This window comes from Spiroplasma endosymbiont of Agriotes lineatus, from assembly GCF_964019485.1.
In the GTDB taxonomy this organism is placed as follows: Bacteria; Bacillota_I; Bacilli_A; order Mycoplasmatales; family Nriv7; genus Nriv7.
Genome location: NZ_OZ026448.1, coordinates 954,284 through 979,349 on the forward strand (window position 1 = coordinate 954,284; position 25,066 = coordinate 979,349).

38 protein-coding genes and 1 pseudogene are annotated in these 25,066 nt (G+C 25.2%); 19 read left to right on the forward strand and 20 right to left on the reverse strand.

What is annotated here, in order from left to right:
• Nucleotide 1: 1 nt before the first annotated feature.
• Both potA and AACK93_RS06190 read right to left on the reverse strand, forming a co-directional pair.
• Nucleotides 2-1,051, reverse strand: coding sequence for a spermidine/putrescine ABC transporter ATP-binding protein (gene potA / locus AACK93_RS06185; RefSeq protein ID WP_422398194.1), 1,050 nt, complete (start codon nucleotides 1,049-1,051; stop codon nucleotides 2-4).
• A gap of 447 nt (nucleotides 1,052-1,498) precedes the next feature.
• A protein-coding gene (locus AACK93_RS06190; RefSeq protein WP_339024170.1) for an IS3 family transposase occupies nucleotides 1,499-2,610 on the reverse strand; the annotation gives its coding sequence in 2 pieces (ribosomal slippage) (nucleotides 1,499-2,367 and nucleotides 2,367-2,610; 1,113 coding nt in all).
• A 903-nt stretch (nucleotides 2,611-3,513) separates the two neighbouring features.
• Here AACK93_RS06190 and AACK93_RS06195 point away from each other — a divergent pair.
• The 3 genes from AACK93_RS06195 to AACK93_RS06205 all read left to right on the forward strand — a co-directional run bounded on the left by AACK93_RS06195 (nucleotide 3,514) and on the right by AACK93_RS06205 (nucleotide 4,458).
• Complete coding sequence (locus tag AACK93_RS06195; protein ID WP_339024171.1) at nucleotides 3,514-3,843, forward strand: hypothetical protein; 330 nt, start codon at nucleotides 3,514-3,516, stop codon at nucleotides 3,841-3,843.
• Between the two features lie 202 nt (nucleotides 3,844-4,045).
• Nucleotides 4,046-4,222 carry a hypothetical protein gene (locus AACK93_RS06200; protein WP_339024172.1) on the forward strand — a complete coding sequence of 59 codons (177 nt, stop codon included), beginning with the start codon at nucleotides 4,046-4,048 and terminating at the stop codon, nucleotides 4,220-4,222.
• A gap of 29 nt (nucleotides 4,223-4,251) precedes the next feature.
• Nucleotides 4,252-4,458 (forward strand): hypothetical protein, encoded by a 207-nt coding sequence (locus AACK93_RS06205; protein ID WP_339024173.1) that lies wholly within the window; start codon nucleotides 4,252-4,254, stop codon nucleotides 4,456-4,458.
• Between the two features lie 157 nt (nucleotides 4,459-4,615).
• Here AACK93_RS06205 and AACK93_RS06210 read toward each other — a convergent pair whose 3' ends face one another.
• On the reverse strand, nucleotides 4,616-4,810 hold the full coding sequence (locus AACK93_RS06210) for a hypothetical protein (protein WP_339024174.1): 195 nt from the start codon (nucleotides 4,808-4,810) through the stop codon (nucleotides 4,616-4,618).
• A gap of 75 nt (nucleotides 4,811-4,885) precedes the next feature.
• Between AACK93_RS06210 and AACK93_RS06215 the strand changes: the two genes are divergently transcribed.
• The 12 genes from AACK93_RS06215 to AACK93_RS06270 all read left to right on the forward strand — a co-directional run bounded on the left by AACK93_RS06215 (nucleotide 4,886) and on the right by AACK93_RS06270 (nucleotide 10,412).
• On the forward strand, nucleotides 4,886-5,131 hold the full coding sequence (locus tag AACK93_RS06215) for a hypothetical protein (protein ID WP_339024175.1): 246 nt from the start codon (nucleotides 4,886-4,888) through the stop codon (nucleotides 5,129-5,131).
• 164 nt (nucleotides 5,132-5,295) lie between these two features.
• Nucleotides 5,296-5,652 (forward strand): hypothetical protein, encoded by a 357-nt coding sequence (locus tag AACK93_RS06220; protein WP_339024176.1) that lies wholly within the window; start codon nucleotides 5,296-5,298, stop codon nucleotides 5,650-5,652.
• A 111-nt stretch (nucleotides 5,653-5,763) separates the two neighbouring features.
• Nucleotides 5,764-6,174, forward strand: coding sequence for a hypothetical protein (locus tag AACK93_RS06225; protein ID WP_339024177.1), 411 nt, complete (start codon nucleotides 5,764-5,766; stop codon nucleotides 6,172-6,174).
• 13 nt (nucleotides 6,175-6,187) lie between these two features.
• On the forward strand, nucleotides 6,188-6,523 hold the full coding sequence (locus AACK93_RS06230; protein ID WP_339024178.1) for a hypothetical protein: 336 nt from the start codon (nucleotides 6,188-6,190) through the stop codon (nucleotides 6,521-6,523).
• A gap of 540 nt (nucleotides 6,524-7,063) precedes the next feature.
• Nucleotides 7,064-7,294 carry a hypothetical protein gene (locus AACK93_RS06235; RefSeq protein ID WP_339024179.1) on the forward strand — a complete coding sequence of 77 codons (231 nt, stop codon included), beginning with the start codon at nucleotides 7,064-7,066 and terminating at the stop codon, nucleotides 7,292-7,294.
• An 18-nt stretch (nucleotides 7,295-7,312) separates the two neighbouring features.
• Entirely contained in the window at nucleotides 7,313-7,585 is a 273-nt protein-coding gene (locus tag AACK93_RS06240; RefSeq protein ID WP_339024180.1) for a hypothetical protein, read from the forward strand.
• A gap of 39 nt (nucleotides 7,586-7,624) precedes the next feature.
• Nucleotides 7,625-7,990: a hypothetical protein gene (locus AACK93_RS06245; protein ID WP_339024181.1), complete on the forward strand. Its 366-nt coding sequence runs from the start codon at nucleotides 7,625-7,627 to the stop codon at nucleotides 7,988-7,990.
• A complete protein-coding gene (locus AACK93_RS06250; RefSeq protein WP_339024182.1) occupies nucleotides 7,929-8,297 on the forward strand; it encodes a hypothetical protein in 369 nt (122 codons plus the stop codon). The genes AACK93_RS06245 and AACK93_RS06250 overlap by 62 nt, the downstream gene beginning before the upstream one ends.
• Nucleotides 8,276-8,542 carry a hypothetical protein gene (locus tag AACK93_RS06255; protein ID WP_339024183.1) on the forward strand — a complete coding sequence of 89 codons (267 nt, stop codon included), beginning with the start codon at nucleotides 8,276-8,278 and terminating at the stop codon, nucleotides 8,540-8,542. Before AACK93_RS06250 ends, AACK93_RS06255 begins: the two co-directional genes overlap by 22 nt.
• 552 nt (nucleotides 8,543-9,094) lie before the next feature.
• Nucleotides 9,095-9,538, forward strand: a complete 444-nt coding sequence (locus AACK93_RS06260) for a hypothetical protein (RefSeq protein WP_339024184.1) — start codon at nucleotides 9,095-9,097, stop codon at nucleotides 9,536-9,538.
• Nucleotides 9,539-9,611: 73 nt separating this feature from the next.
• A complete protein-coding gene (locus AACK93_RS06265) occupies nucleotides 9,612-9,920 on the forward strand; it encodes a hypothetical protein (protein ID WP_339024185.1) in 309 nt (102 codons plus the stop codon).
• Between the two features lie 33 nt (nucleotides 9,921-9,953).
• Entirely contained in the window at nucleotides 9,954-10,412 is a 459-nt protein-coding gene (locus tag AACK93_RS06270; RefSeq protein WP_339024186.1) for a hypothetical protein, read from the forward strand.
• Between the two features lie 366 nt (nucleotides 10,413-10,778).
• Here AACK93_RS06270 and AACK93_RS06275 read toward each other — a convergent pair whose 3' ends face one another.
• Complete coding sequence (locus tag AACK93_RS06275; protein ID WP_339024187.1) at nucleotides 10,779-10,943, reverse strand: hypothetical protein; 165 nt, start codon at nucleotides 10,941-10,943, stop codon at nucleotides 10,779-10,781.
• A 534-nt stretch (nucleotides 10,944-11,477) separates the two neighbouring features.
• On the opposite strand from AACK93_RS06275, the gene AACK93_RS06280 reads away from it, so the two are divergent.
• On the forward strand, nucleotides 11,478-11,621 hold the full coding sequence (locus tag AACK93_RS06280) for a hypothetical protein (RefSeq protein ID WP_339024188.1): 144 nt from the start codon (nucleotides 11,478-11,480) through the stop codon (nucleotides 11,619-11,621).
• A 647-nt stretch (nucleotides 11,622-12,268) separates the two neighbouring features.
• Nucleotides 12,269-12,487 (forward strand): hypothetical protein, encoded by a 219-nt coding sequence (locus AACK93_RS06285; protein ID WP_339024189.1) that lies wholly within the window; start codon nucleotides 12,269-12,271, stop codon nucleotides 12,485-12,487.
• A 188-nt stretch (nucleotides 12,488-12,675) separates the two neighbouring features.
• On the opposite strand, the pseudogene AACK93_RS06290 reads toward AACK93_RS06285, so the two are convergent.
• From AACK93_RS06290 to AACK93_RS06315, 6 genes and pseudogenes are all read right to left on the reverse strand, one after another.
• Nucleotides 12,676-13,749, reverse strand: a pseudogene (locus AACK93_RS06290) (IS3 family transposase).
• Between the two features lie 278 nt (nucleotides 13,750-14,027).
• Nucleotides 14,028-14,159 carry a cysteine peptidase family C39 domain-containing protein gene (locus AACK93_RS06295; RefSeq protein ID WP_339024190.1) on the reverse strand — a complete coding sequence of 44 codons (132 nt, stop codon included), beginning with the start codon at nucleotides 14,157-14,159 and terminating at the stop codon, nucleotides 14,028-14,030.
• A 91-nt stretch (nucleotides 14,160-14,250) separates the two neighbouring features.
• The gene (rpsU, locus tag AACK93_RS06300) at nucleotides 14,251-14,421 is read right to left on the reverse strand and encodes a 30S ribosomal protein S21 (RefSeq protein ID WP_339024191.1); all 171 of its coding nucleotides are present in this window, start codon (nucleotides 14,419-14,421) and stop codon (nucleotides 14,251-14,253) included.
• A 313-nt stretch (nucleotides 14,422-14,734) separates the two neighbouring features.
• Complete coding sequence (locus tag AACK93_RS06305) at nucleotides 14,735-14,992, reverse strand: hypothetical protein (RefSeq protein ID WP_339024192.1); 258 nt, start codon at nucleotides 14,990-14,992, stop codon at nucleotides 14,735-14,737.
• Nucleotides 14,993-15,139: 147 nt separating this feature from the next.
• Nucleotides 15,140-15,451: a hypothetical protein gene (locus AACK93_RS06310; RefSeq protein ID WP_339024193.1), complete on the reverse strand. Its 312-nt coding sequence runs from the start codon at nucleotides 15,449-15,451 to the stop codon at nucleotides 15,140-15,142.
• Between the two features lie 80 nt (nucleotides 15,452-15,531).
• Nucleotides 15,532-16,071 (reverse strand): UPF0236 family transposase-like protein, encoded by a 540-nt coding sequence (locus AACK93_RS06315; protein WP_339025463.1) that lies wholly within the window; start codon nucleotides 16,069-16,071, stop codon nucleotides 15,532-15,534.
• A 302-nt stretch (nucleotides 16,072-16,373) separates the two neighbouring features.
• On the opposite strand from AACK93_RS06315, the gene AACK93_RS06320 reads away from it, so the two are divergent.
• Together AACK93_RS06320 and AACK93_RS06325 are read left to right on the forward strand one after the other, a co-directional pair.
• The gene (locus AACK93_RS06320; protein ID WP_339024194.1) at nucleotides 16,374-16,634 is read left to right on the forward strand and encodes a hypothetical protein; all 261 of its coding nucleotides are present in this window, start codon (nucleotides 16,374-16,376) and stop codon (nucleotides 16,632-16,634) included.
• A 491-nt stretch (nucleotides 16,635-17,125) separates the two neighbouring features.
• A complete protein-coding gene (locus AACK93_RS06325) occupies nucleotides 17,126-17,908 on the forward strand; it encodes a hypothetical protein (RefSeq protein ID WP_339024195.1) in 783 nt (260 codons plus the stop codon).
• Between the two features lie 195 nt (nucleotides 17,909-18,103).
• Here AACK93_RS06325 and AACK93_RS06330 read toward each other — a convergent pair whose 3' ends face one another.
• The 10 genes from AACK93_RS06330 to AACK93_RS06375 all read right to left on the reverse strand — a co-directional run bounded on the left by AACK93_RS06330 (nucleotide 18,104) and on the right by AACK93_RS06375 (nucleotide 24,093).
• Nucleotides 18,104-18,541: a hypothetical protein gene (locus AACK93_RS06330; RefSeq protein WP_339024196.1), complete on the reverse strand. Its 438-nt coding sequence runs from the start codon at nucleotides 18,539-18,541 to the stop codon at nucleotides 18,104-18,106.
• Nucleotides 18,542-18,824: 283 nt separating this feature from the next.
• Complete coding sequence (locus AACK93_RS06335) at nucleotides 18,825-19,739, reverse strand: hypothetical protein (protein ID WP_339024197.1); 915 nt, start codon at nucleotides 19,737-19,739, stop codon at nucleotides 18,825-18,827.
• 1,091 nt (nucleotides 19,740-20,830) lie between these two features.
• Entirely contained in the window at nucleotides 20,831-21,205 is a 375-nt protein-coding gene (locus AACK93_RS06340) for a hypothetical protein (protein ID WP_339024198.1), read from the reverse strand.
• A 272-nt stretch (nucleotides 21,206-21,477) separates the two neighbouring features.
• Entirely contained in the window at nucleotides 21,478-21,768 is a 291-nt protein-coding gene (locus AACK93_RS06345; RefSeq protein ID WP_339024199.1) for a hypothetical protein, read from the reverse strand.
• Nucleotides 21,769-21,771: 3 nt separating this feature from the next.
• Nucleotides 21,772-22,155, reverse strand: coding sequence for a hypothetical protein (locus tag AACK93_RS06350; RefSeq protein ID WP_339024200.1), 384 nt, complete (start codon nucleotides 22,153-22,155; stop codon nucleotides 21,772-21,774).
• A 133-nt stretch (nucleotides 22,156-22,288) separates the two neighbouring features.
• Nucleotides 22,289-22,759 carry a hypothetical protein gene (locus AACK93_RS06355; protein WP_339024201.1) on the reverse strand — a complete coding sequence of 157 codons (471 nt, stop codon included), beginning with the start codon at nucleotides 22,757-22,759 and terminating at the stop codon, nucleotides 22,289-22,291.
• A gap of 24 nt (nucleotides 22,760-22,783) precedes the next feature.
• Entirely contained in the window at nucleotides 22,784-22,966 is a 183-nt protein-coding gene (locus AACK93_RS06360) for a hypothetical protein (protein ID WP_339024202.1), read from the reverse strand.
• A 176-nt stretch (nucleotides 22,967-23,142) separates the two neighbouring features.
• Nucleotides 23,143-23,379, reverse strand: coding sequence for a hypothetical protein (locus tag AACK93_RS06365; protein ID WP_339024203.1), 237 nt, complete (start codon nucleotides 23,377-23,379; stop codon nucleotides 23,143-23,145).
• Entirely contained in the window at nucleotides 23,354-23,764 is a 411-nt protein-coding gene (locus AACK93_RS06370; RefSeq protein WP_339024204.1) for a hypothetical protein, read from the reverse strand. The genes AACK93_RS06365 and AACK93_RS06370 overlap by 26 nt, the downstream gene beginning before the upstream one ends.
• A gap of 2 nt (nucleotides 23,765-23,766) precedes the next feature.
• Nucleotides 23,767-24,093 carry a hypothetical protein gene (locus AACK93_RS06375; protein ID WP_339024205.1) on the reverse strand — a complete coding sequence of 109 codons (327 nt, stop codon included), beginning with the start codon at nucleotides 24,091-24,093 and terminating at the stop codon, nucleotides 23,767-23,769.
• Nucleotides 24,094-25,066 lie beyond the last annotated feature (973 nt).

The window sequence follows — 25,066 nt, forward strand, 5'->3', positions numbered from 1 at the left end:
CTTATTCAACCTCTTTTCACATTACATGAATGTCTTCTACTGACCACTTAAGACCAACTTTTTTACCAACAATAACTGTATCTGTTGAATGCACAAGAAAATTTCGTCTTCTAGTTACAATAACAATTTCTCAATAAACACCTTTAAAAGTTACACTCTTAACGGTACCACGAAAATATCCACTATTTTCATCAACAATATCAATATCTTCCGGACGAATTACAATATCAATATTAGTTTCATTAGTACCATATCCTTTATCTAAACAACGAAAATCACGATCATCAAAATGAACTAAATTATCATGAACAAATACTGCATTCTCAATAATATTTGATGCTCCAACAAATTTAGCTGTTCATTTATTTTCTGGTTCATTATAAATATTTTCTGGACTTCCTACTTGTTGAATTTGGCCTTCATTCATAACAACAATCCGATCAGACATCGTAAATGCTTCTTCTTGATCATGAGTTACTAAAATAAAAGTAATATCTAAATCATTTTGTAATCGTTTTAATTCTAACTGCATTTGTTGTCTTAATTTTAAATCTAAAGCCGCTAATGGTTCATCTAATAATAAAACTTTAGGTTTATTAACTAATGCTCTCGCAATTGCTATGCGTTGTTTTTGGCCACCAGATAACTCATCAATATCTTTATCTTGAAAATCAACTAAATTAACTAATTCCAATGCTTCTAAAACTGCGTTTTTAATAACATCAATTTTTAATTTTTTAATTTTTAAACCATAAGCAACATTTTCATAAACATTCAAATGTGGAAACAACGCATAATTTTGAAAAATTGTATTAATTTTTCGTTTATGAACTGGTACCCGAAGCATATTCTGACTTTCAAAAAGAATTTCACCACTATTAGGGTCATCAAAACCACCAATAATTCTTAAAGTAGTAGTTTTTCCACAACCACTTGGTCCCAATAAAGTAATAAATTCACCAGCTTTAATATTTAAACTAATTCCTTTTAAAACTACTTCACCAGAAAAATCTTTCGTAATATTTCGTAATTCTAAAATATTAGGTTTAATTACTGTATCAATCATTTTTTCATCACTTCCTAAATAGTAAATATCTTTTTAAAATCTCGGTGGTATTGTAATTCAAAGAATTTTACTGTCACCATTTAACATATTATTTTTTAAATAATGTTCTTCATTAACTTCTAAATGAAAAGCATCGCTAGTATTGGCAGTAATCTGTGTATTATACCACAGACTTATGACAAAAACAAAAAGTTTTTTTAAAAGGATCGCGTTTAGTTTTCTTAGGTATTGCTTTGAAGAAGCAAAACAATCAGCTAATTATATTATTTAATTACTAAACTAACCCTGCCTTTCTCGTTATTGTCATTTTTATTCATCATCATTTTATCATATTATTGAATTTTTACACAATAAAAAATTATTAATTTTATTAAATTTTTTTTAATTTTAACTAATATTTTTTTGGATTGGCAACCCTTTTTAGGACAATTTTTATATAGACATTTGTTTTCTAAAAGTAACTGGAGATAAATAATTTAAACTGCCATGTATTCTAAGATTATTGTATCAATTAATGTAATCAAATAATTCAAGTTCTAATTGCGCAAGATCATTGAATTTTCTACCATTAATAAATTCTGTTTTAAAAACTTTATAAGTTGCTTCAGCAACTGCATTATCATATGGACAACCCTTCGCACTCAATGATCTTTGAATTTTAAATGTAGATAATAATTGATCAATTATATTATTTTTAAACTCATTACCTCGGTCGGTATGAAATATTTCAATTTTTGATAATGGTCTAGTAATTCGCATAATAGCTTGATAAACCAACTCCGTATTTTTATTTGGTCCGGAACTATAACCAACAATCTCGCGATTATACAAATCAATTAGGAGACATACATAAAATCATTTAAAACCCACTTTTATATAAGTTAAGTCACTAACGATAGTTTCATTTATTTTTCTATTATTAAAGTCTCGGTTTACAATGTTATTTACTGGATCATTATTTACTTGAATATTTTTGCATTTAAGTCTTGTTTTTGTGTACTTTGATATCAAATTATTGTTTTTCATAATGTTTCTAATTTTGCGTCTAGATAGGTTAATACTTTTATGAACTAATACTACTTTGATTTTTCGGGCTCCATAGACTTGGCGGCTTTCGTTAAATGCACTGATAATTTCTTGATTATAATTATTCACTATTTTCCTTGTGTATTTATTAATTTGATAATAGTAATTGGATTTTGAAATATTTAATAATTTACACATTTTTCTTATTGAATATTTTTTCTTATTGCTATTAATTATTGTTATTTTTTGGCCATTATCAGTGCGGCTTGCTTTAAAATGTCATTTTCCATTTTCAAGTCTTTAAGTTCTTTTCGTAAAGTTATTATTTCATTTTCTTCTAGTATGCAATTGTCTTTTGCTTTAAATGAACCAGAATTATTATAATTTTTAACTCAACTATAAATAGTTGGTTTTGGTAAATTATATTCTTTCCCTAAATTAATAACACTTTTGCCATTTTTGTATAGCATGACAATTTGTTTTTTAAATTCTTCAGAGTATGAGGTTTTATTTCCCATTTTTATATTCCTTCTTTCTTAATAATTTCGAAGTCTATATAATAATTATGGTCCAACTTATTGTAGCCTATCCAGCCCGCATTTATTGGTATACATATTTTTATGAGTTGTAAATAAGTTTAATCAATACTTATTTTCTAAGGTTTTTACATTATTATTAATTTCTAACATAAAAAATCACCTTTCTTGGTAGAGAAATTTTAACAAAGTTAAATTTTGATTAGTTATTTTTTTAAAGATAAATGTTTTTCTATAATTAGTATTCAATATTTTGAAAAAATGATAGAAATTTTTATTTGATAGTTTATAACTAATTTGTGTTAATTAGACTGTACAAATTTGAGAAAGGATTTTGATTGTTTGATAAATTTTATTAATTAGTAAAAATTCACGAAAAGGATTTAATTAATATGAAAAAATTACTTAACTTAGTTTATTAAGTACAACAACAATATCAAGTGGTCGAATGGATGGAATGGCCGGAATCGTTGCTAATAAATAGCCAATGGCTCTTATGAAAAAAAAGAACAAAAAACTAAATTAGAAAACATAAATTATAAAAGACAAAAACGAAGCAATAATGAAAATAATAAAATTTGTAGAAATCATATACATATGACAAGATTTTGGTTTTTACAAGTTTGCCGTTAATTAATAAATAAATACGAGCTCATTTATTTATTACAAGAAATATAAGATTAAATTAATATTTATTATTTTTAGTTATGCCTTGTATTTTTTTGTGCCTTGATAGTAGTAATAAACTAAGTTAATTAGTAAACGAAGTTTACTAACAAATTTTGTTAAATATAAATGTTTAAAAAAATAAATATTTAACTTAGTTAGATAACTAAGCTAAATATAACTTAGTTTAATATAACTAAATATATTTGTAAGGAAGGTATGTGTGTAAGAAATATTGAAAATATTTTTTTAAATACTAAAAAATATCTTTTAAAAGAAACACAAAACGCAATTTTTATTAAAGCACCAGAAATTCCGTGATTTAGTAATCCTATTGGTATCTGATTTTCAAAGCGATTTGTTTATAAAGAAAAATATGAAAATTCTATTTGTATTGAAATAATTAGAAATGGTGAGTATCAGTTGGTTTCAGTTAATAAGAAAGGGCGGGAGTCTAATTTGATTATAGGACAAGAATTGTTAAATTTTTTTGTTTCTGAAAAAGAACATGATAAAAAGGTTGTAAGTTTTGATTATTTTAAAAATTAATTTTAAAGCTATTTTAAGGCGCCTTAAGAATAAAGGTAAATAAAAAAAACATCTTGGTTGATGTTTATAGTGGTGGGGCGGTGCGGAAAGCGTATGCTCCATGCCCCCCGCCCGCTAGTTATGGATGAGTTTAGTTATTTAACTAAGTTATTGCAATTTTTTTGATTTGGTGTAGTAAAAAAATAGTTTTGGAGTTTTAGAAATGAAAATGTGAGTTAGTGTGGATAAACCACCTAAAAATTATTGTCGAAAGCTTATATATTCTATTAATAAAAAAACTGGATTAGAACAAAAATTTTGAGCGTCTAAATCTGCAGTTGAATTTGTTAGAACTGATTTAGTTGGTGATAATTGACTTTGTGTTGATATTGCATATTAAAAGATTAGAAAATTAAGAAGAAAAGAAAGATGAGTATATTTGGATTAGTATTTTTTACAATTTTAACATTATTACTAGCACACTATATTGCGGTTAATATTTATCGGTTTTTTAAAGATAAAAAGAAATATGGTAGTGAAGCAAAACAGTTTCCAAAAGATTTTACTTATTCACAACGAATATTTATTGCAAAGTTTAAACGAAATTTGTTAGAACAAGATAAAAAAAGAAATTAAAAAGTAGGTTTTAGAAAATGTTTAAAAAAATAATTATTGAGTTAATTGAATTAATTTATCCAAATGCCGATTTACCCACCCCAAGTTGTATTTTTGTTTTCAATTTTAATAATTGTAATGCTGTTCTCAGCCATTATTTTTCTAATCTTTTGACCTTTTAAGCGGTAATTATTATGTTTTTAGTTGCTTGAAAATATTTAGATTGAGAAATGACAAAATTGTATTTTTGGGATTTATTTATTCAAATTACAGTTATTCCGTTGTGAGTTTCTGGCAAAAAAATTGATTTAACCAAAGAACTACTTTGACTTTTAATAGCAAATATTGCCTTTTGAATGGTATTAGTATTCATTGTCTTATTTATGGTTATTTTATTTTATAAGGTTAAATCATATTTTGTTTAGAAAAAAAAAGGGGGGGTGATTATATGTTTAGAATTTTTCTTAATGGAGCAACAACACCACCAATAGCAATTACTGGTGAACAAGCGGTTACTAACTTATGAAAAGCATTAATTAAAGCGTTTGGTAATATTCGAACTGATATTATTGGTGGTAATATGCCAAATTTCGTTAATTTCTTTGCTACATATTGAGTTTTCTTGCTTGGTGTGATTATTGGTTTATTTTTAATCGCTTTCAAAATGTTTGAAAAATTAATGCCCGGCAGATAGTAATAGAAATAAAGAAAGTGTGATTTAAGTGATGCTATTGTTTAAAAAAATAAATTTAAGATTATATGATTTTGTGGCTTTAAATCGCACTTTATTTATTATTGCGTGATTCTATTCTGTGGTGCGATTTTGCATTATTATAATCCAATCCTCAGAGTTGACGAATGTTATTTGATATTATTTATTTATTAACTGCTTTGTATGCTTTATATACTAAAATTTCTCATTTTTTTGCTTGTCGTAGTTTTATTAATTTTTTATTAAATTCGCCGTTAAATTTAGTAATTGGTGCTTTGGGCACTGGAAAAACTGCTTTAATGGTTTTAGCTTCTTACTTATTAAGCGGTTGAAAAACGATTTCTACTTTTCCGATTACAGATAAACAAATGCTTTCATTAGGGCATATGTCTTTATTAGATTATAATTATCCGATATTAGAAGAAAAGCATTTGCTGTTATGAGATGAAACTAACTTATTTTTAGAAGGAACTGAACTGACTATAAAGAAAATGATAGGGTAGCGGGTAGCTCGAGGTTTACAAGAATATTTTGCTTCGGCTCGACAATTTACCCATATTGTATTAGCGAGCGGACAACGAGCCGAACATATATGAGTTAAAATTCGTGATATTGTGAATTCAATAATTGTTGGTATTAGAAAGAAGATAATTAGTATCTTTCGACCCTATTTACAAGTTGTTTATGGTACTTTTAAATCGGTAAGCGAATATGAACAATGACGATTAACTCTGATTAATGCTAAAAATGATAAAAAAGGTCGCAAAATCAAGTATCGTAGCATTCCGGAATTAGACATTTATTTCTTTAAATTGAAAATTCCGATGTCAATTTTAAATCTTTATGATAATAAATATTTATCATTCTTGCGCGAATTAAATAATCGTGCTTTGAATGATAATTATCAACATAAATTTTGAAATGATAATGTAATGGATATTGAAGCATTAGAATATTTAAAAATGGAAAAATTTAGCAAGATACTTACTAAGTTAAAAAATAATCTAAAGAAGAAAAATAAGTAAAAGAGTTTAAAAAATGGAAAACTTAGAAAAAATGGCTAGCTTGATTGGCGATATATTTTATAAAGCTTTTGATTTAATTTGAACTTTAATCATTCCCGGAACAAATATTCGCATTATTATTTTTCCGCTAATTATGCTTGTGATAAATCTTGTAATTGGTAGCATTTTAGGTATTCATATCGAACGACCAAAAGTTGGTTTTCGTAAAAAATACCAAAAATCAATTGCTAATTGAGGAGTAAATAAACAAATTGGTAATTTTCACCACAAAAAAGCGGTCAAATTACCACAGTTAGATAAAATAAAAATTTTAAATCGTGAAATCAAAGGAGTAAATAAATGTGTTTAAATTAATAATATTATTTATTCTTGTTGCTGTTTTTTCTATTTTTACTTTAGGTGATTTTTTAGGTTTATGAGCATATGTTCGTGATGGTTTAGAATATTTTAAATAATGTTTTATCAAAAAATATTAAAATTTTAAATTTGTTTAAACCAATGATAAGGTTATTTTCTCAACATCCAATTTTCCAAATTTTAGGAACGCTTTGTATTTTATCAACAATATATTTAATTTTAAGGAGTTAAAAAATGAAAAAATTAAAGAAAATATTAGGTATTAAATGATTTAAAAGCGTTTTAGGTTTTATACATTTTTTTATTATACTCCATAGTGTTGTTATTATAATTTTAATATTTTTAACGGTCCTTCAAATTAAAGGGGATAAATTTTTTAAAGATTTTATACCATTAAATTTTCAAAGTGTATTTTTTAATGTTTGTATTTGATTATTAATTATTTATTTCTTAATAACTGGTATTAAGTTAATTATTAGGGGTTATTACTTTAATAAAATTTTTAGAAAGCATCAAATACAAGTTGTTAACTGTGAATGTCCGCAACAATCAACAGTATAAATTTTCTGATGCTTTTAAAGCGATAAAAAAGAGTTTTAAGATGTGATGGATGAGATGCATAAGATTATTTCTTGATTTAAATTATATAATGTTTATTAGTTTGGTGCCGTTAGGGGCGCTCTTTGATACAAAACAACCACCAAAACCTAATATGGAACAATTTTTTATGAAACAAGAAAAACAAACCACTAATCCTAGTTAATGCGGTAAAAGTTGTGAGTTGGAGTTTTCTAGTATTTATAATAGTTTTTTAATTTCTAGTAAAATTGGTGGTGGTGCTAAAATTAAATTTCAAGATAACATAGATTTGCCCCTTGAAATTAAACGAACTCGCATTTTTAGCTTATCTCTTGGAAATAAAAATAAAGATTGAATTAATTTTTATAAAAATAATGGTGTTAAAAAAAATTATGATGATTTTAGTTATTTAGATTCAGATTTTGGTTATGAAATTTCTGAAATAATTAAGGTTAAGATAACATTTACCAAATAAATAGGATTATCTTATAGTATAACTTCTTTCTATGCCGAAATGCCCTCTTTACCAGAAAAAGAAAACGAGCAACCATTACCTACCGAAATAACTAAAAATGATGGTGAATATCAATATAATCAGTTTCAAGATAAACTTGATTACCTAATGATACAACGACGAGATTTTGATAAATTTAATTATATTTATTTATATTGAGTTCCAGTTTTTAATTTCTTTGATGATAATTTTAAATATATGAATGAAATATTAATTAAGTCAAATGGCTTTAAACAGAATAGTAAATTTGGTTTAAGTCGTAAAAATTCATATCCCGAACCTGATATGATGGAAAAAGTTATTTTTGAAGAACTTTCCTTTTTCCAGTTTTGGTGATGTTATTACTATAAAAACTGAGAATGGTAGCATTGTGGGTTATAATGAATTTTTAGAAAATGGTAAATCAATTTTAAAATTTGGGTCAGTAACAAGTTTTGAAATAGATTTTATTAATACCTTTTTTTGACAAATTAATTATTATGGTAATACTTTCCGTTTTTTACGCTATGATGATAAATTAAAGACTGATTTTAAAGATTTTATACTTTATTATCAAAAAGATTTAACTATTAGTTTTATTGATGATTTATTTAGTAAAATTTATAAAGTTTTAGGTGGTTTTTTGTACAATTCTTTTATGCGAGTTTTGATATGGATGCCTCTACTTATGTAGAATTAGATTATAAAGGAACACAACAAATTCCTAAAAATGTTTTACAAATGGGTTTTTTCTATCGTTCTTTAATTACTTTTTATCCCAAACAATATTTAATTAATTTTGGTTCAACAATCGGAAATAGTAAGAATATGATTTTTCGTTCTTATTTCTTTGTTAAAGATAAACAAATTACCAATGGTTTTAATACTAGTAAAAGTTCTTATCAAATAGATTTTAATGTGTTAAAAGTCATATGATAACCAATTATGGAATGCTACTAGCAATAAACTGCATTTTTATAATGCTAAAGTCGATGTAATTGTATGTGATTAATATTTTTACACCAACTTTTTCACTATATAAAAAGAAAAGTGAAAGCGCCGAATATCATTATTTTTTATACGATTTTAACATTTTGAATTCAACAGCTTTTATTGGTGATGGAATAAGTGGAAATATGGATGATTTAATTCCTACCCCTACCCTAACTCTCTGTTCTTATTGAGGTTTATTTAGTGCCGTATCTTGTGGTATTCAGCACGCTTCTGTTAGTATGTTGAATTGATTGCTTGGGTCTTTTGGGGATTAATCTTTTAATTCGCTCCCTTGCTGCGGTGCGGATATTGATAAAAAAAACGATTAGATTAATTTTACCAAAATCGCCTTTCCGGTGTTTAAAGTTATTCCGGCATTTCAGATGTTATTTGAATTTGTAGTGCCATTAGCACTTTACTAATGCTATTAAAAAAGTTCTTTTAAATATTGTCATTATTTTTTATAATATAATTTCTTTGAAAGGAGGATTTTTCTTTATGCGAAAATTTTTATCAGCTTTAAATTTAGTATGTGTAATGCTTATTTCGGGATGTAATAAAACTAGCAGTAATTTTAAAAAATATGATTTATCATTTTCTGAGATTTCAAATAGTTATTTAACGATAGTTAATAGTTTTAATTCAACCGCTATAGATATTAGCAATGTTAAAAATCAATTGCCCCCCGATATTATTGTCCCTAATTCCGGTTTTGAAGGTTTTGAATATGGTTTTAGATATGATGATTCTTCAACTAAAAAAGAGGTTCAAGACTTTTATAAATCTAATGCAACAAAAGTTATTAAGGGTAATGTTCCTGGTGGCTCTTATTATGAGAGATATAATATTGATAAACTTGTTGATGTTAAAATTACATTTTCTAATCAAAATTATTCACAGAGATGAAATATAATATCGTTTTTCGCCGTTGTGCCTCATTAATTTAGTTTTAATAACCATTCTTGAAAATTGTATTAAAAAAATACGATTTTCTTAATTTAAGGAGTTTTAAAAAATGAAATATATTATTTATCAAGCTGATTTAGCGGATTTAAAAGCAAAAATCCAAAGTTGACTAAGTACTAATTGCCGTAATCCTTATTACTATAAAACTAAAAAACGCATTACTATTGCTGCATATTTAAATTTATGTACTTATTTCTATATTGAAGAAATTACTTTAACAAAACTTATTAAAAAATATTTTAAGAATGCAACAAAAACTTTTTATCGCTGGGCAGAAAAAATTATGACCGCTTATTATTCTGACAATTTAGATTTGTTATTGTTTAAAACTACAAAACCACAAAATCTTAATTATTAATATAGTTTAAATTCTCGTGAAAAAGTATGTGATTTGTATTTTGATTACAAAAATCTTCAAGCCGGCGGAATGTGTTCTTTATTTAACAATTTAAAAATGGGTTTTCACGATATTAAAAATTCAGAAGTTCCTAAAAACATCAAAACTTTTTATCGCTGAATTAAATCTGGCTCTCATTGAAAAGAATTAAAACAACAAATCAAACAAACTAAACGCCATTTTAAGCGTTATGAAGATGAAGTATCTGATATCGGTCTTTTAAAAATAGATGCCAAAATCATTACCACATCAAATTTTCCGGTTGATAAAAAATATTATATTTATGATTTCATTGACGAAATAACACGGATATTATTTGGTTATGTTTATGATAGCTTAGGAACTAACAATGCGATTAATGCCTTACAAAGAGCAATGAAAGATTTTGGCGAATTTGGCACAACAATTAAACGCCTTCGTACTGATAAATGCTCCTGAATTTACTACTACTAATTGAAGTAATAAAAAATCATACAAAGTAAAAGAAAGGCCTTTTACAACCTTTCTTTCGAGGAACGGGATTGTCCATGAAACCACACCAATCCGTTCGCCGCAGAGTAACGGTAAAATCGAGCGATTTCGTTAACATTATACCAAATTATTTTATTCTAAGGATAAAAAAATAAATCAAAACGAACTTCAACATTATTTAAACAAATATTATTACTTTTATAATTTTGAACGCCATCACTCGTCATTACAAAATAAATCACCATTTCAAACATTACAAAAACTTTTAAAAAATTTAAAAGTTGTAAAATACAAAAGATAACTAATAAATATTGAAGAAACTGTAAAATTAACTGTGTATCTAAGTAATTAACTTAAATTTACTCTGTTTTCAAATTTTGCTTTTAAAAAATAATTAACAACTTTATCAATTACATCAGATTCTTTTTTACTTTTTTTGTCATTTTCTGTTCTCCTTCTTTTAAATATAATTCAGAATGAATTATCAAGATACAGAATTTTGGACAGGTTCAATTTTTATTATAACTAACTAAGTTTTATTCCATTACCAAGCAATATTCAAATAGCGCCACCGGAATAAGTGCTTCCAGAACTAATTAATACATGTAGATATTATTTGAATATATCATTTTTTTTGTTTCTTGACTTCTATAAAATGTTATACCAACTTTTTGTGTATGGCACATTCATGCTATACCAGAATATTCACATTCATTATAATCATTTTTATTCAAATAAATTTTTGCAACTTCTGCGTATTTTTCTTTAGAAAAGTCTCTTATATTAATATTAAAAACATAATTTTTAAATTTTTTGCTCAGATTAATATTATTTATATTTTTCCCAAAATATTTATCATTGCCTAAACTAACCTTACTTAATTGTTCGCCAAAAAATTCAATTTCATTATAATTTAATGGGTCAATATCACCTAATTCAACTTCAGAAAAATCATAAAATTCTCATTCTCCCCCTATTACTTGATATTCATAATGATGTTGTAAAACTCCATGATCTTTTCTAAAATATAAAACTTTTTCTGGGGTGTTGAAACAATATTCATCATTATTATTTAAATCATGAGTTTTTTTACTATTACAAGACTTAAAATTATCATTAATTAAAGAATTAAAAATTAAAATATCTTGAATTACAGGAAAATTAACTAAGTTACCATTTGTTAATAGATAAGTAATTGCTTATTTTGTTCATTTTAATCAATTTTTTATGATTTCGATAAAATTATTTCAATAAACTGAAGTTCCGGGCACTCCTTGATGATTAACATTATTAATAATTAAGTTTTGTACTTGCCTAAATCTTAAGCTTTCAGATGTTGCTAAAATAATACGAATTAAAAAAGCGGCAATAATTGGAGTGTTTTGTTCATGGGGAGTACCCATATTAGATAGTTGAAAGAAAGAATCTTCTATGCCTTCTCATGTAATTTGTGGATTTTGTGATGAATTACTTGAATTTGAACTAGCAACGGTCGCGTTTATTTTTCTTAGGTATTTTTAGAGAAAGAAAAAATAATCATTTACTATAAATTATTTTAATATGCAAATTAATTATATATTTCTTATGCATGATTTTTGTTGTAAAAACTTATTTTAATGTTATTTTTATAAGCTTTTTCCTTAGTTTTTATAATCTTTTATTGAGATTATGTTTGTTGATATTAAATATTTTGTCTTATTATTTATTTTCTAAATAAAATGATAATTAAATTGTCGTTGCTTGTCATTAAAAATTATTTAAACCTTTCCCTACCTAACAAAACTTTATGCGCCCCGGCACTTTTAAATCGGTAAACGAAAACGAATACGAGCAGGGCAATGACGATTATAACTTTAATTAATGCTAAAAATGATAAAAAAGGTCGCAAAATCAAGTATCGTAGCATTCTGGAATTAAATATTTATTTCTTTAAATTGAAAATTCTGATGTTAATCTTAAACTTTTACTATAATAAATATTTATCATTCTTGCGTGAATTAAGTAATTGTGCTTTGAATGATATAATTATCAACATAAATTTTGAAATGATAATGTAATGGATTTTTAATCATTAGAATATTTAAAAATGGAAAAATTCAGCAAGATACTTACTAAGTTAAAAAATAATCTGAATAAGAAAAATAATTAAAGGAGTTTAAAAAATGGAAAACTTAGAAAAAATGGCTAGTTTGATTGGCGATATGTTTTATAAAGTTTGGAACGGCAACCCTTTTTATGACACTTTTTATGTAGACCGCCATTTTCTAAATTCAACGGGTGTTAAATAATTTAAGCTACCGTGAATTCGAATATTGTTGTATCAATTAACAAAATCAAATAGTTCGCATTTTAATTGTGTTAAATTTTCAAATTTTTTACCCTTAATAAATTCCGTTTTAAAGGTTTTGTAAGTTGTTTCAGTTACAGCATTATCATAAGGACAACCTTTATTGTTTAATGATCTTTTAATATTAAAGGTTATTAAAATTTCATCAATGATTTTATTTTTGAACTCATTACCGTGATCGGTATGAAATAAAATTATTTGCTTTAATGATCGTGTTATTTTATGAAAAGCTTGTTGAACTAGTTCGGCGGTTTTGTTTAGCCCAGCATTATAGCCGATTACTTTGTGATTAAACAAGTCAATTAATAAACAAATATATAGTATCATTTCCCATCAACTTGCATATATGTTAAATCACTAACAACAACTTCATTAGGTTTTTTGTCATTAAATTCACGATTTAAAACATTACTAATTTGGGCATTATTAACTGTTATTTTGTGATTACGATATTTTAATTTGGTGTATTTGTATTCAGAAACCAAATTATTTTTGATCATAATGCATCTGATTTTTCGCCGCGATAAGATGATATCTTTTCTTATTAAAACAGTTTTAATTTTACGAGCCCCATAAATTTTGTGACTTTTCATTAAACGCGCTGATAACTTTTTTGTTCATAATTATTAACTTGCTTGTTAGTGCATTTATTAGTTTGATAAAAATGCGTTGATTTTGATAAATCCAAAATCTTACATATTTTCCTCAATGAATATTTGTTTTTGTTGTTATTAATTATTGTTATTTTTTGGCCATTATCAGTGCCACTTGCTTTAAAATATCGTTTTCCATTCGTAATTGTTTTAATTCTTTTCGTAAGTAAATTAATTCATTTTCTTCATTACTTTGATTATCTTTTGCTTTAAAAGAACCAGAATTATTATAATTTTTAACTCAACTATAAATAGTTGGTTTTGGTAAATTATATTCTTTCCCTAAATTAATAACACTTTTGCCATTTTTGTATAGCATGACAATTTGTTTTTTAAATTCTTCAGAGTATGAGGTTTTATTTCCCGTTTTTATATTCCTGTTTTCTTATATAATTTTATCTTATTTTAAAAGTCCACATAAATATGATCCAATTTATTGTAACCTATCCAATTTGTGTGTTAACAGCAATCGATACTAAATGAATAATGGGAACAAGTAAAGAATTTAATGATTTTATGAATGAAGAAATGATTAAATTTTTTGGAAAGTTCAATTACTCCCTGTGAACATGCTACCATTTTCAATATTTTAATACTTTAATATTCTCATTGAAATGATGCTTCTTGTTTTAAAGTTTCTAATGGAATTCGTTGCTTGTGATAATACTTAATTAACATTGCTAAACGAGCAACAGCACAATCATTTTTTTGCTCTTGTCATATATACACACACTAATGGATACAACATTTAATCCCTGTTATTACTTTTACTTATCTAATATTTTTTTCCTTGTAAAAAATAAAAAAATCTCGTTAATTATTAACGAAAAAATTTACGATTTTGTGCTCTTTTAAATAAACGTTTTTCTCTGGGAGAAAGGAAGTGTTTACGTTTTTCTTGCTCTTTTCTAACTTGAGAAGAAGCTTTTTTTAATCTGCGTAAAACTTGATCAATATCCTCCCCGTCCTTTTTTACAACAACTGTGGCCATTTAATTTTCAACTCCATTTTCCCACATTTTTACATATGAATAATTTATAGCTAGACCTCATAATTATAATTTTTTTTGCTATAAAATGCAAATGATTTAATAAATAGGGTCGCATTTAGTTTTCTTAGGTATTGCTTTGAAGAAGTAAAACAATCAGCTAATTATATTATTTAATTACTAAACCAACCCCGCCGCCCTTGTTATTGTCATTTTTATTCATTACTATTCTATCATATTATTGAATTTTTATACAATAAAAATTATTAATTATTATTAAATTTTGACTAAATATATATTAATTTTATATTTTTACTTAATTAAATCTATTATATTTATTTGTCACAGCATTGCCTTTATAATTAATTCAACTATCATCATTTTTATTATTGTATTTATTTCATAATGAATTTTTATATATTTCTTTTCTGATTTCTATTTCTGAATTAATATTTTCATTAATATAATGTAATACATTTAATTTGTTTAAATTTGCCATTCTTAAATGTAATAGGTTATTTAAATTCTTATGATGATATATTTTTGCTCCATATCATAATTGTTGTTTTACCAAATGTGATATGATACATCACCTTCAATGTTACAACCGATATTTCATTCTAAATTTTGGTGATGAATACCATGCTTATTGTTTTTGAAATAATTACTCGCCTTTCTTAAATTTATTTTAATATCTTTATTTAATTCATTTTTAGCAACATTACGAATGTTTTTGATTAATTCTTGATGATTTCCATCCTTCCTTATATAATTCAATTCAATTATTTAGTGTTGCTTTGCGATTTTCAAAAATAATATTAAATGCAGTTTGCTGTAATTTTTTAATAGCGCGATAACCATCTAAAATATATCTAACATTACCAAAACTATTGGCAATTTCTCTAATTCAAGCATCACCATCACCACAAACAATTATTTTGTCATAATTAATATTTACATAATGTTTTTGCAATTCTTTAATCAATAAATCACGATAATCCATCGTATTTATTCGTTTACCAACTTTCAACATTAGAAAATGACCTCGTTTGTTTTCTAATTCTCTGCGAGCATTTTTGTATTTTTTTTCTTTATGTCCGGTATGAAAAGTAACTAAACGATTCTTTGGTCTTGTTTAACTTTATGGTCTAATATCGCTAAAAATGTCTCATCTAGTTGAATGTATAAATCCTTATTTTTGACATCAATTCTAGTTTTAGTTTCTTTTTCTGCTAGTTGAAAATATTCAGCAATATCGTATTTATTTAAAATATTTGAAATACTACCTTTTGAAATATAACAATGATTTAGAGCATCTAAAACATCGCGATCGCGTTTACCATCACCCAAAAGACTTAAAACTTTAAATTGAACATCAAAATAAATGCTTTGTTTGGACAATAAACCAATTTCTTTATCTAGTAAACATACATATTCAAATTTACCTGATTTTTGATTTCAATATTTATAGCGGTGTCGTTTAAAAACAACTTCACCAAAAATTGTAATAATTATTCTTGATGCAAAATGAACTACTTTATAACCTTGTTTTAAGCGATAATGATATTTATATAAGTATTCATCTAATTTTTCATATTCATTAGCTAATTGTTCGCATTTGTTTGTTAGTGTACATATTTTTATGGGTTGTAAATAAACTAAATCAATGCTTATTTTCTAAGGTTTTTACATTATTATTAATTTCTAACATAAAAAAACCGCCTTTCTTGGTAGAGTAATTTTAACAAAGTTAAATTTCGTTAATTTATTTTTCTTTTTTAAAGATAAATGTTTTTCTAGAATTAGTATTCAATATTTTTAAAAAATAATAGAAATTATTATTTGATAGTTTATAATTAATTTGTATTAATTAGACTGTATAAATTTGAAAAAGGATGTTGATTGTTCAGTAAATTTTATTAATTAGTAAAATTCACGAAAAGGATTTTATTAATATGAAAAAATTACTTGGTTTATTAAGTACAATAACAATAGCAAGTGGCGGAATGGTCGGAATTGTTGCTAATAGTCCTTATGAAAAACAAGAACAACAAACTAAATTAGAAAACATAAATTATAAAAGACAAAAACGAAGCAATAATGAAAATAATAAAATAAATAGAACAAAAATTGTTATTAAAACAAAAGGAACAATTATATCTTCTAGAATAGTATTAAATAATAAAGTATATTTCGGTTCGAAAGATCATACATAATGTGTATAGAATATGATCCGGCCACAGGACAACAAAAAATTGTAATTAAAACATAAGGGAAAGTTTTAACTTCTGGGGTAGTTTTCAATAATAAATTATGTTTTGGTTCACAAGATCATAATGTTTATGAATATGATCCATCAACAGGTCAACAAAAAATTGTTATTACAGCAGATGGATGAGTTGAATCTTCAGGTATTATTTTCAATAATAAACTGTATTTTGGTTCACATGATAACAATGTATATGAATATAGTGAATATTATTTAAATACAAATTTAGGAAAAATTAATGATAATTCTGATAAGGCAATATTAAATGAATTAAATTATTTAAATCCTGATTTAGATATATCACAATTAGAAATTAAAGAAAAAAACAATATTTCAGTTATAATTAAAACAAAGAAAGATAGTAACAAATATTTTAATGAAATAAAAATTAATTATAAAACAAATAATAAACCAAATAAAAAAGTTAATTTAAATAAGTTGATTAAAAAAGTAATATTTTTTAAGTTTCGAGATGAAAAACAAAATTTAATTTTTAAAGAAATAAAAGATATTAATATTGATAACTTAATGTTTTCTACGATTGAAATAACCAGTGCTTCAGATTCGTTAAAATCAATCGATGAAAAAGCTGTTTGTTTTGAACCAGTTAATTTTCCTAATATCTCTTTAAATATACAAAAAATTAAAATAACATCATGTAGTTATGAAACCAAGGCAAAATATTTATTTCAAATTACCACAGGATTAAAGATAAATGACTCAAAAAATATAGCTAAGGGATGAAATTTAAATATTGATGATGAAATGATATTAACCGATTTTACAAGTTGAAATAAAAAAGCTTCTGAAATTAAAAATACATTATCAAAGGATTTTGATTTGTCAAACATAAATAAACAAGAGCAAGAATTAATTTTAAATCGCGATTTGTTGCATTCACCAGAACAAGAGTTATCTGTGGGAAAAAAACAACGCCTCACAGCCGAATATGTAGTCAGACTACTTGTGATTAAAGCTAATTTAAATTTAAAACAAAAAATTAACGGAACAATTACTGCCAAAATAATTGATGATAACAATGGAGAACAAACAATTACATTATTAATTAAAGAAACAATGCAAATATTACAAAAACATAGTTTATTGCCCAACGAAATTACTATTAATAAAGATAATAGTGTAACTTTTAATGGAAAAGCAATAATATCAAGAACAAGCGAAAGCGATCCCCGGCCAATTTTTAATTTTCTTCCAATTTAATAAAAAATATTAAATTTATTACAAATAATTGGTCTGTTAACAACTTGTAAAAATAAGAAAAATATTCCAACCAGTAATTTTAGTTAATTACTAGTTTTTATTTTGTCAAAATAGAAAAAATGAAAAAGTTGTTTAAGAGCAGTATCTTCATATAAAGCTACATTTTGGGGTAGCGATTTTAACAGTTTAATTATTTTAATTATTTTTAAATTCAGTTTTAAATTCTAATATTTTTCATTTGGCATATCTTTCATTTTTATCTCATTCTTGTACTTTCATTTTTATGTTTTTTAATTTTTTATTTTGATATGATAAAAAATCTTTATTTTCTCAATATCTTGGTTCACTGTTTTTTTCTCAATTTAAATCATATTCTAATGATTTTAATATTGGTAGTGTAATCTTGTCATTTTTATCAACATAAAATTCTAAATCATTAAGTTTCATTCGTGGGGGCAATTTTTTGGGCATAAATTCATTTTCTACATTAAATTTTATTTCTCATTTTTGATTTCACTTGCTGTTGTCATCTTTTGATGATTTAAGTGTTAATTTTGATTTTTTTAAGTTTAATTCGTATGATTCATTCTTAATTTGTAATATTGGTTTATTTTCTTTTTTAGAACACCCCAACTATTGTATTGACAATGTTGTCAGCCCCCAAAGAGCTATTATATTTAAAATTTTCATAAATTTAACTCCTTAATTTTGTTTTTTCAATATATATATAATTATACAAAAATTCTTAATATCATTAGAAAAATGGCAAAACCGATTAAAAATTGAAAGATATAGTAAAAAGCTGGCACCGTTTTAAAAACTGGAAAAATGGCGGTTGAAAAGTTAACTGTTGCTTTTGCAATAATTGCTAACGGGCGTAAAATTGTAATGATTTGTGACGCTGTCAGCGTTTAGTTTAGCATTTTAATACCAGCATTTTGAATGGCACAACACAACCAATGTCATTGAAGGTTGGTATTCATCGTCCGGAATATTTGCAATTTGGTGGTGGAATTAGGTCATCCCATTCTGAATTGGTGGAACCATCAGGAATAAAGGCTGTGGAATTTAAGACATTAAAATCATAAATTTTAAAATTGTAATTAGAGATATTACCTTTGTGATAAAGCGGAAAGGTTAAAGTAAAAATATTAATACCATAACGAATATCAATATCGGTATTGAGATAATTGATACTGTTAGCCGTCTTGCTGGTTGGCAAGGTAATCAGTTTATTGTCGTAAGATTTAAGGACATTAAAATCAATTTGATAAATGCCATTGGTGTTGTTAATAACATTGTAATTCTCTTGGTGCATTTTTTTGTCAAAAGTAAAGAAATAACTTCTTAGTAATAATTCTGAGTTTCCTATAATATTTACTAAGTATTTTTTGGGATAAAAGATAATTAATGAACGACAAAAGAAACCGATTTGAATAAAGTAATCCTTCTTATAGTTTTCTACACCCTTAAAATCAATTTCGGTATGAGTTTTTTCGTCCATATCAAAAGTCGCATAAAATAAACTAGCGAAGAAATTGCCAAGAATTTCATAGATTTCATCAAAAACATTTTTGCAATCGCTATTGTTAATACTAGGAATGTTGTTTTTAAAATATAGGTAAATATCATTTTTTAAATCGGGATCATAGCGTAGAAAACTAAATCTAACATTGAGGTAATTTAAGGTACCAAAAAGATATTTAATTAGGTAATAATCATTAGAATTCGCAGCGCAAGCGCTATATTTTCAGATTTCCTTTTTACCGTGTAGTAATTGTAAATACTTATTTCCAGCAATTAGAGTTTTGTTAAATGCCTTAATTTTCAAAACATTCTCATTTACTACATTTTTATCACTACCAGAAGTTTTATGATAAAAATAGCTCTCGTCTTTAAAGCCGTGATTTTTAATCGCAAATTCTTTGTAATAACCTTTTTCTAGGGTAGGGTGTCAATGAAATTAAATACGGGCGTTCAATAGAGAGAGATACGAGTAATTAAATTTATCAAAATCATCACGGTGAATCATTAAGTAATTAAGATTATCAACAACATCGTTATAGTTATGGTTGCCATCAAATTTGGTGGTTTTTTCTGGTAAATCAATATCAGTCGAGGGTTTAATTTCTGATTGTGCGTTAAATTCTAATATTTTTCATTTGGCATATCTTTCATTTTTATCTCATTCTTATACTTTCATTTTTATGCTTTTTAATTTTTTATTTTGATATAATAAAAAATCTTTATTTTCTCAATATCTTGGTTCACTGTTTTTTTCTCAATTTAAATCATATTCTAATGATTTTAATATTGGCAGTGTAATCTTGTCATTTTTGTCAACATAAAATTCTTAATCATTAAGTTTCGTTCGTGAAGGCAAGTTTTTGGGCATAAATTCATTTTTTACATTAATTTTTATTTCTCATTTTTGATTTCACTTGCTGTTGTCATCTTTTGATGATTTAAGTGTTAATTTTGATTTTTTTAAGTTTAATTCATATGATTCATTATTTTGCCTTTTACTTTTAATTAGTGATTGTGCTGTTGATTTGTCATTATTGATGTTTTGAGGAATGGTAAAAATGTTATTGAAACCAATAAATAATTAACACGATAAATATTTTCATAAACATTTTTATCACTCCTTTTTAAAATATTTTATTTTTCACTGTTCTTTTTTCTTTAATTTTTTTAATAAGTCACTTAATACCACAATTTATAATTACAGTTATTGTCATGCATCATATATCTAAATACCCTAGTATCATAAGTGAAATTAATGCTTCAAATTTTTCATATAATAATTTCAAATCATTAATTTCCAATTTTAAAAATGGAATGAAAAAGATAGTAATCATAAAAATGTAAGGTAAAATTCTCCATCAATATTTTTTTAAAGAATTAATGAATTTGTTTAGTCTAATTTTTTAAAACTCTTTTTGCTTTAATTTTCTGAATAATAAAGAGGATGAACTTTTCAAATTTAATTGCAAAATATATTGCTCCGCCTCATCAAAAAACAAATATTCCTGTGAGCATAATACCACTATTGAACTTGCCAAAGAATTTAACCATTTCTTTATTCATAAAATTATTAAATTCATCACTTGTTCCGGTTATTCATTTAGTATCAATTACTGTTAATGCACAAATTAATAAACTTATAAAGATGAAAATGATACTTAATACTATTTTTAACCACTGCTTTTTAAAAGAAATTTTAATTCTTAATTTTAATGGCAGTTTTTCTTTTGAATTATCTTTTTTAAATAATTTTGCTAAAAGTTTTTTCATTTTTATTCTCCTTTCATATTTTTATCGTCCTTTAATCACAATAAATAAAGCAATAAGTACATAAGTGACACCAAGAATGGTAAAGATTGGGTGTTACGAAAATGTTAGTGCCATTGGTTTAAATAATTCTAAAATTGTTAAATTGCTAGTAATAAATTTTTAGAAATTGGCAAGCCTTTCGCTAATATAGTTTGTTAAAGTTTCAAAATGACTACCAGCCAATAGTCCAAGAACAGTTATTAAGATAAAAATAATAATTAGTTTAAACATTGTTAGTTACCTTGTTTTGTTTTTATTGGTTTTATTTGTTTTTTAGTTTTTCCTCACGCACTTAACCGTCCTTTATTTTTAATCGCATATTGGCGTTGTTTTTCTAAATTAACTTGTTGACTACCAAATCCAAGAATAATTGCCACAAGAAATTCTGCAGCCAACGTTAAGAATAGAGGAAATATTAGTTGAATTTTTGTTCCCGGCACTTCTAAACTTCAAATTAAGTCAAAAACTTTATAAAGCATTTGGGCGAGAAAGAGAAAGTCGGCCATTTTTGCGAGATTTGCCATTTTTTATCGTTCCTTTTCTTTCATTTTTCTTAAAAATTTGCTAAATTTATCCATTTTTAAGTATTCTAAGTCTTCTAAATCAATTGCGGTGTCAGTATAGTATTTATCTTCATAGTCAGGATTTACTTTTGAATTTAAGTAATCTCTTAAAAACGCTAAATAAAAAAAATTGTAAGTGTTGGGTATTGGTAGGGAAATTTTTAGTTTAAAAAAATAAATATCAAGTTCAGTAATATCACGATATTTAATGCGACGACCCTTTTTGCTATTTTTAGCATCAATTAAGGTGTTTCGTCAGCGTTCATATTCTTCAATGCTCGTAAAGGTACCGTAGATGACTTTTAAGTAGGGACGAAAAATATTAACGGGTTTTTTACGAATTCCCACAATCACATTATTGGCAATATTACGAACTTTAACTTAAATATGTTTATCTCTTTGACCGCCAGCTAACACAATATGACCGAAATGTCGTGCCAGAGCGAAATATTATTGAATACCAGTTTCTTCGTTTTTGGTATTATTTTTTTCTCAATCAGTTCCTTCTAAAAATAAATTGGTTTCATCTCATAGAAGTAAGATCTTGTCTGGCAATACCAGGCAATCAAAGTCTAATAATTCTATATGCCCTAAACTTAATTTTTGGGTTTCTAGTAATGGAAAGGTTGATGCAATGTGATATTTCTTCTTTTTTAGTAGTTTTGATGCGTATACTAGAAAGGTGGTTTTTTTCAGTTCATAATGAACCAATCACAATATTTAATGGTGAATTTTTTAAGAAATTAATAACTTTGTTAATTTGTGTTAAATTACTGATTTTAAAAAGGAAAATTAAAATACAACCTGCTAAAAATAAATAGCTCACAATGTTTTTAAAATAACCGTTGTAAATATATCAAATTGCTCTTCAATGTCACAAAATTAAAAATGAGGTGCGATTTAATTCAATAAAATGGTTATTTTTTTCTATTATTCATTTGCAAAATTTCATCTTGCACCTCACTTTATTTTTTTATTAGCGGATTGCGCCAAGTAATTTTTCAAACATTTTAAAGCAAATAAAGAATATTGCCAAAATAAATGGAAAAATGAATATTCAGTAGTCAGCAAAGAAGTTACCGACTTGTGGCATATTAACAGCAATAATTTCTCACATTTTAGTAAACGCCGTTATAATTGCGTTTCACAATTTAGTCATCGCGTCACCAGCTGTTCTATTATCTTTGTTACTGCTGGTGCTTCTGTTAAGAAAGTTCCAAACATATAATCACCCCCCCTTTTTTTCTTTTTAAAGCATTCGTCATTTATATTCAAAGTTTTTCTTAAATTTGTTAAAACACGATTAACCTTAACACGATTGTGTTTTTTCCTTATCTAAATAATGATAATGACTAATATGGTTTTTCAAAGTAGCATTAGAATAAATCACACCATAATCGCGGTTAAAAATCAAAAAGCAATGTTTGCTATTAAAAGTCAAAGTGGTGCTTTGGTTAAATCAATTTCTTTACCACCACTAATATGATCCGGAATAGTTGTAATTCGAATAAATAAATCTCAGAAATTTTGTTTAATTTGTTCTCAATTAAATTCTTTTAAATTTACTGTCATTTTTTATCGCCCAAAAATCATTTTTATTGATAAATACATAATTGAAATTAAGGCGAAAAGAAAAGTAATGATAACAATTAACCCGGCAATAAACGCGACTTGTGCAGGCATTTTTTCTATCGAAACAAACAGCTCTAAAAATTTCATAATAATTTTTCAAAACATTATTTTTTGTCCTCGTTATTTTTTTTAAATTAGGACCTTTAATCCATTCTTCAAAGCGAGCAATAAATACCTTTTCATCTTTTGTGAAATTACCAGTATTATTTTTAATGGCGTTTTTATATTTAATTCGCATTTTTATTTTGACATAAATTTTATAAGCAAAATATGCCAATAACATTATGCAAATAATAGTAAATATTATTCCAACCGCAATATTCATTTTTAAACTCATTTAAAATAGTTATAATTTATATCTTTTTTGTTGTTTTCTTTTCCGGCAATGAAGAAGCTTAATAATTCTTGTCCCTTAATTAATTTGGTTTCATTTTCTTTTTGATTAATTGAAATTACTTGATATTTATTATCTTTTATTATTCCGATGCAAATAGAATTTTCATATTTTCCTTTATAAACAAATCGCTTTGGAAACCAAATACCGATTTGTTCATTAAATCACGGAATTTTTGGTGCTTTAATAAACATTGCGTTTTGTGTTTCTTTTAAGAGATATTTTTTAGTATTTAAGAAAATGTTTTCAATGTTTTTCATAATAAATTACCTTTCTTATAAATAAACTAAGTTATGATTAACTAATTTGTTAATTAACTTAGTTTTTTAAATACTTATATATCGCAGATTTAAGTGTTTAACAAGCTTTGTTATTAAATTTTGTTTTTTTAAAATTAGATAAAGATTTTAATAATTTTAAACTTAGTATCTTCCTATATAGAAATTTCTACACTTTAATGTCTGCATCCTGCCCTTGGAACTAATTTAATAGCGTGTATATTTTTAGGAAATCCACCCATTCATTTTTTTATTGCAAAACGAAACAAATTGCTATAGCTAATAGAATAGGGTGTTATCTATTTATTAACTGGTAAATTTCTTTTGGTTATGGCGACCATCCACAATTTATCATGCTTTAATACATACCAACATTATTAACTAACTTGTATTTAATTTTCAAAGAACAAATTTTTAACACCTTATAAAATAAAAAGACAATCATTACTGACTGTCTTAATACTTATTCAAATCTTTTACCTACCTAACAAAACTTTATGCGTCCCATATACAGATGAATTTAAAAAACAAATTATCATGATTTATCAAAACGGGAAAAGCATTATTGAAATTATTAATGAATATGGTATTTCAAAATCTGCTATTTATAATTAAATAAAATCATGATAAAGACGCATAAAGTTTTGTTAGGCAGGAAAAGGTTTAAATAATTTTTAATGACAAGCAACGACAATTTAATTACCATTTTATTTGGAAAATAAATAATAAAACAAAATATTTAATATCAACAAACATAATCTCAATAAAAGATTATAAAAACTAAGGAAAAAGCTTATAAAAATAACATTAAAATAATTTTTTATAACAAAAATCATACATAAGAAATATATACTTAATTTGCATATTGAAATAATTTATATTAAATGATTATTTTTTCTTTTTTTAAAAATACCTAAGAAAAATAAACACAACCCTGTATATGAATTTTTGCCCA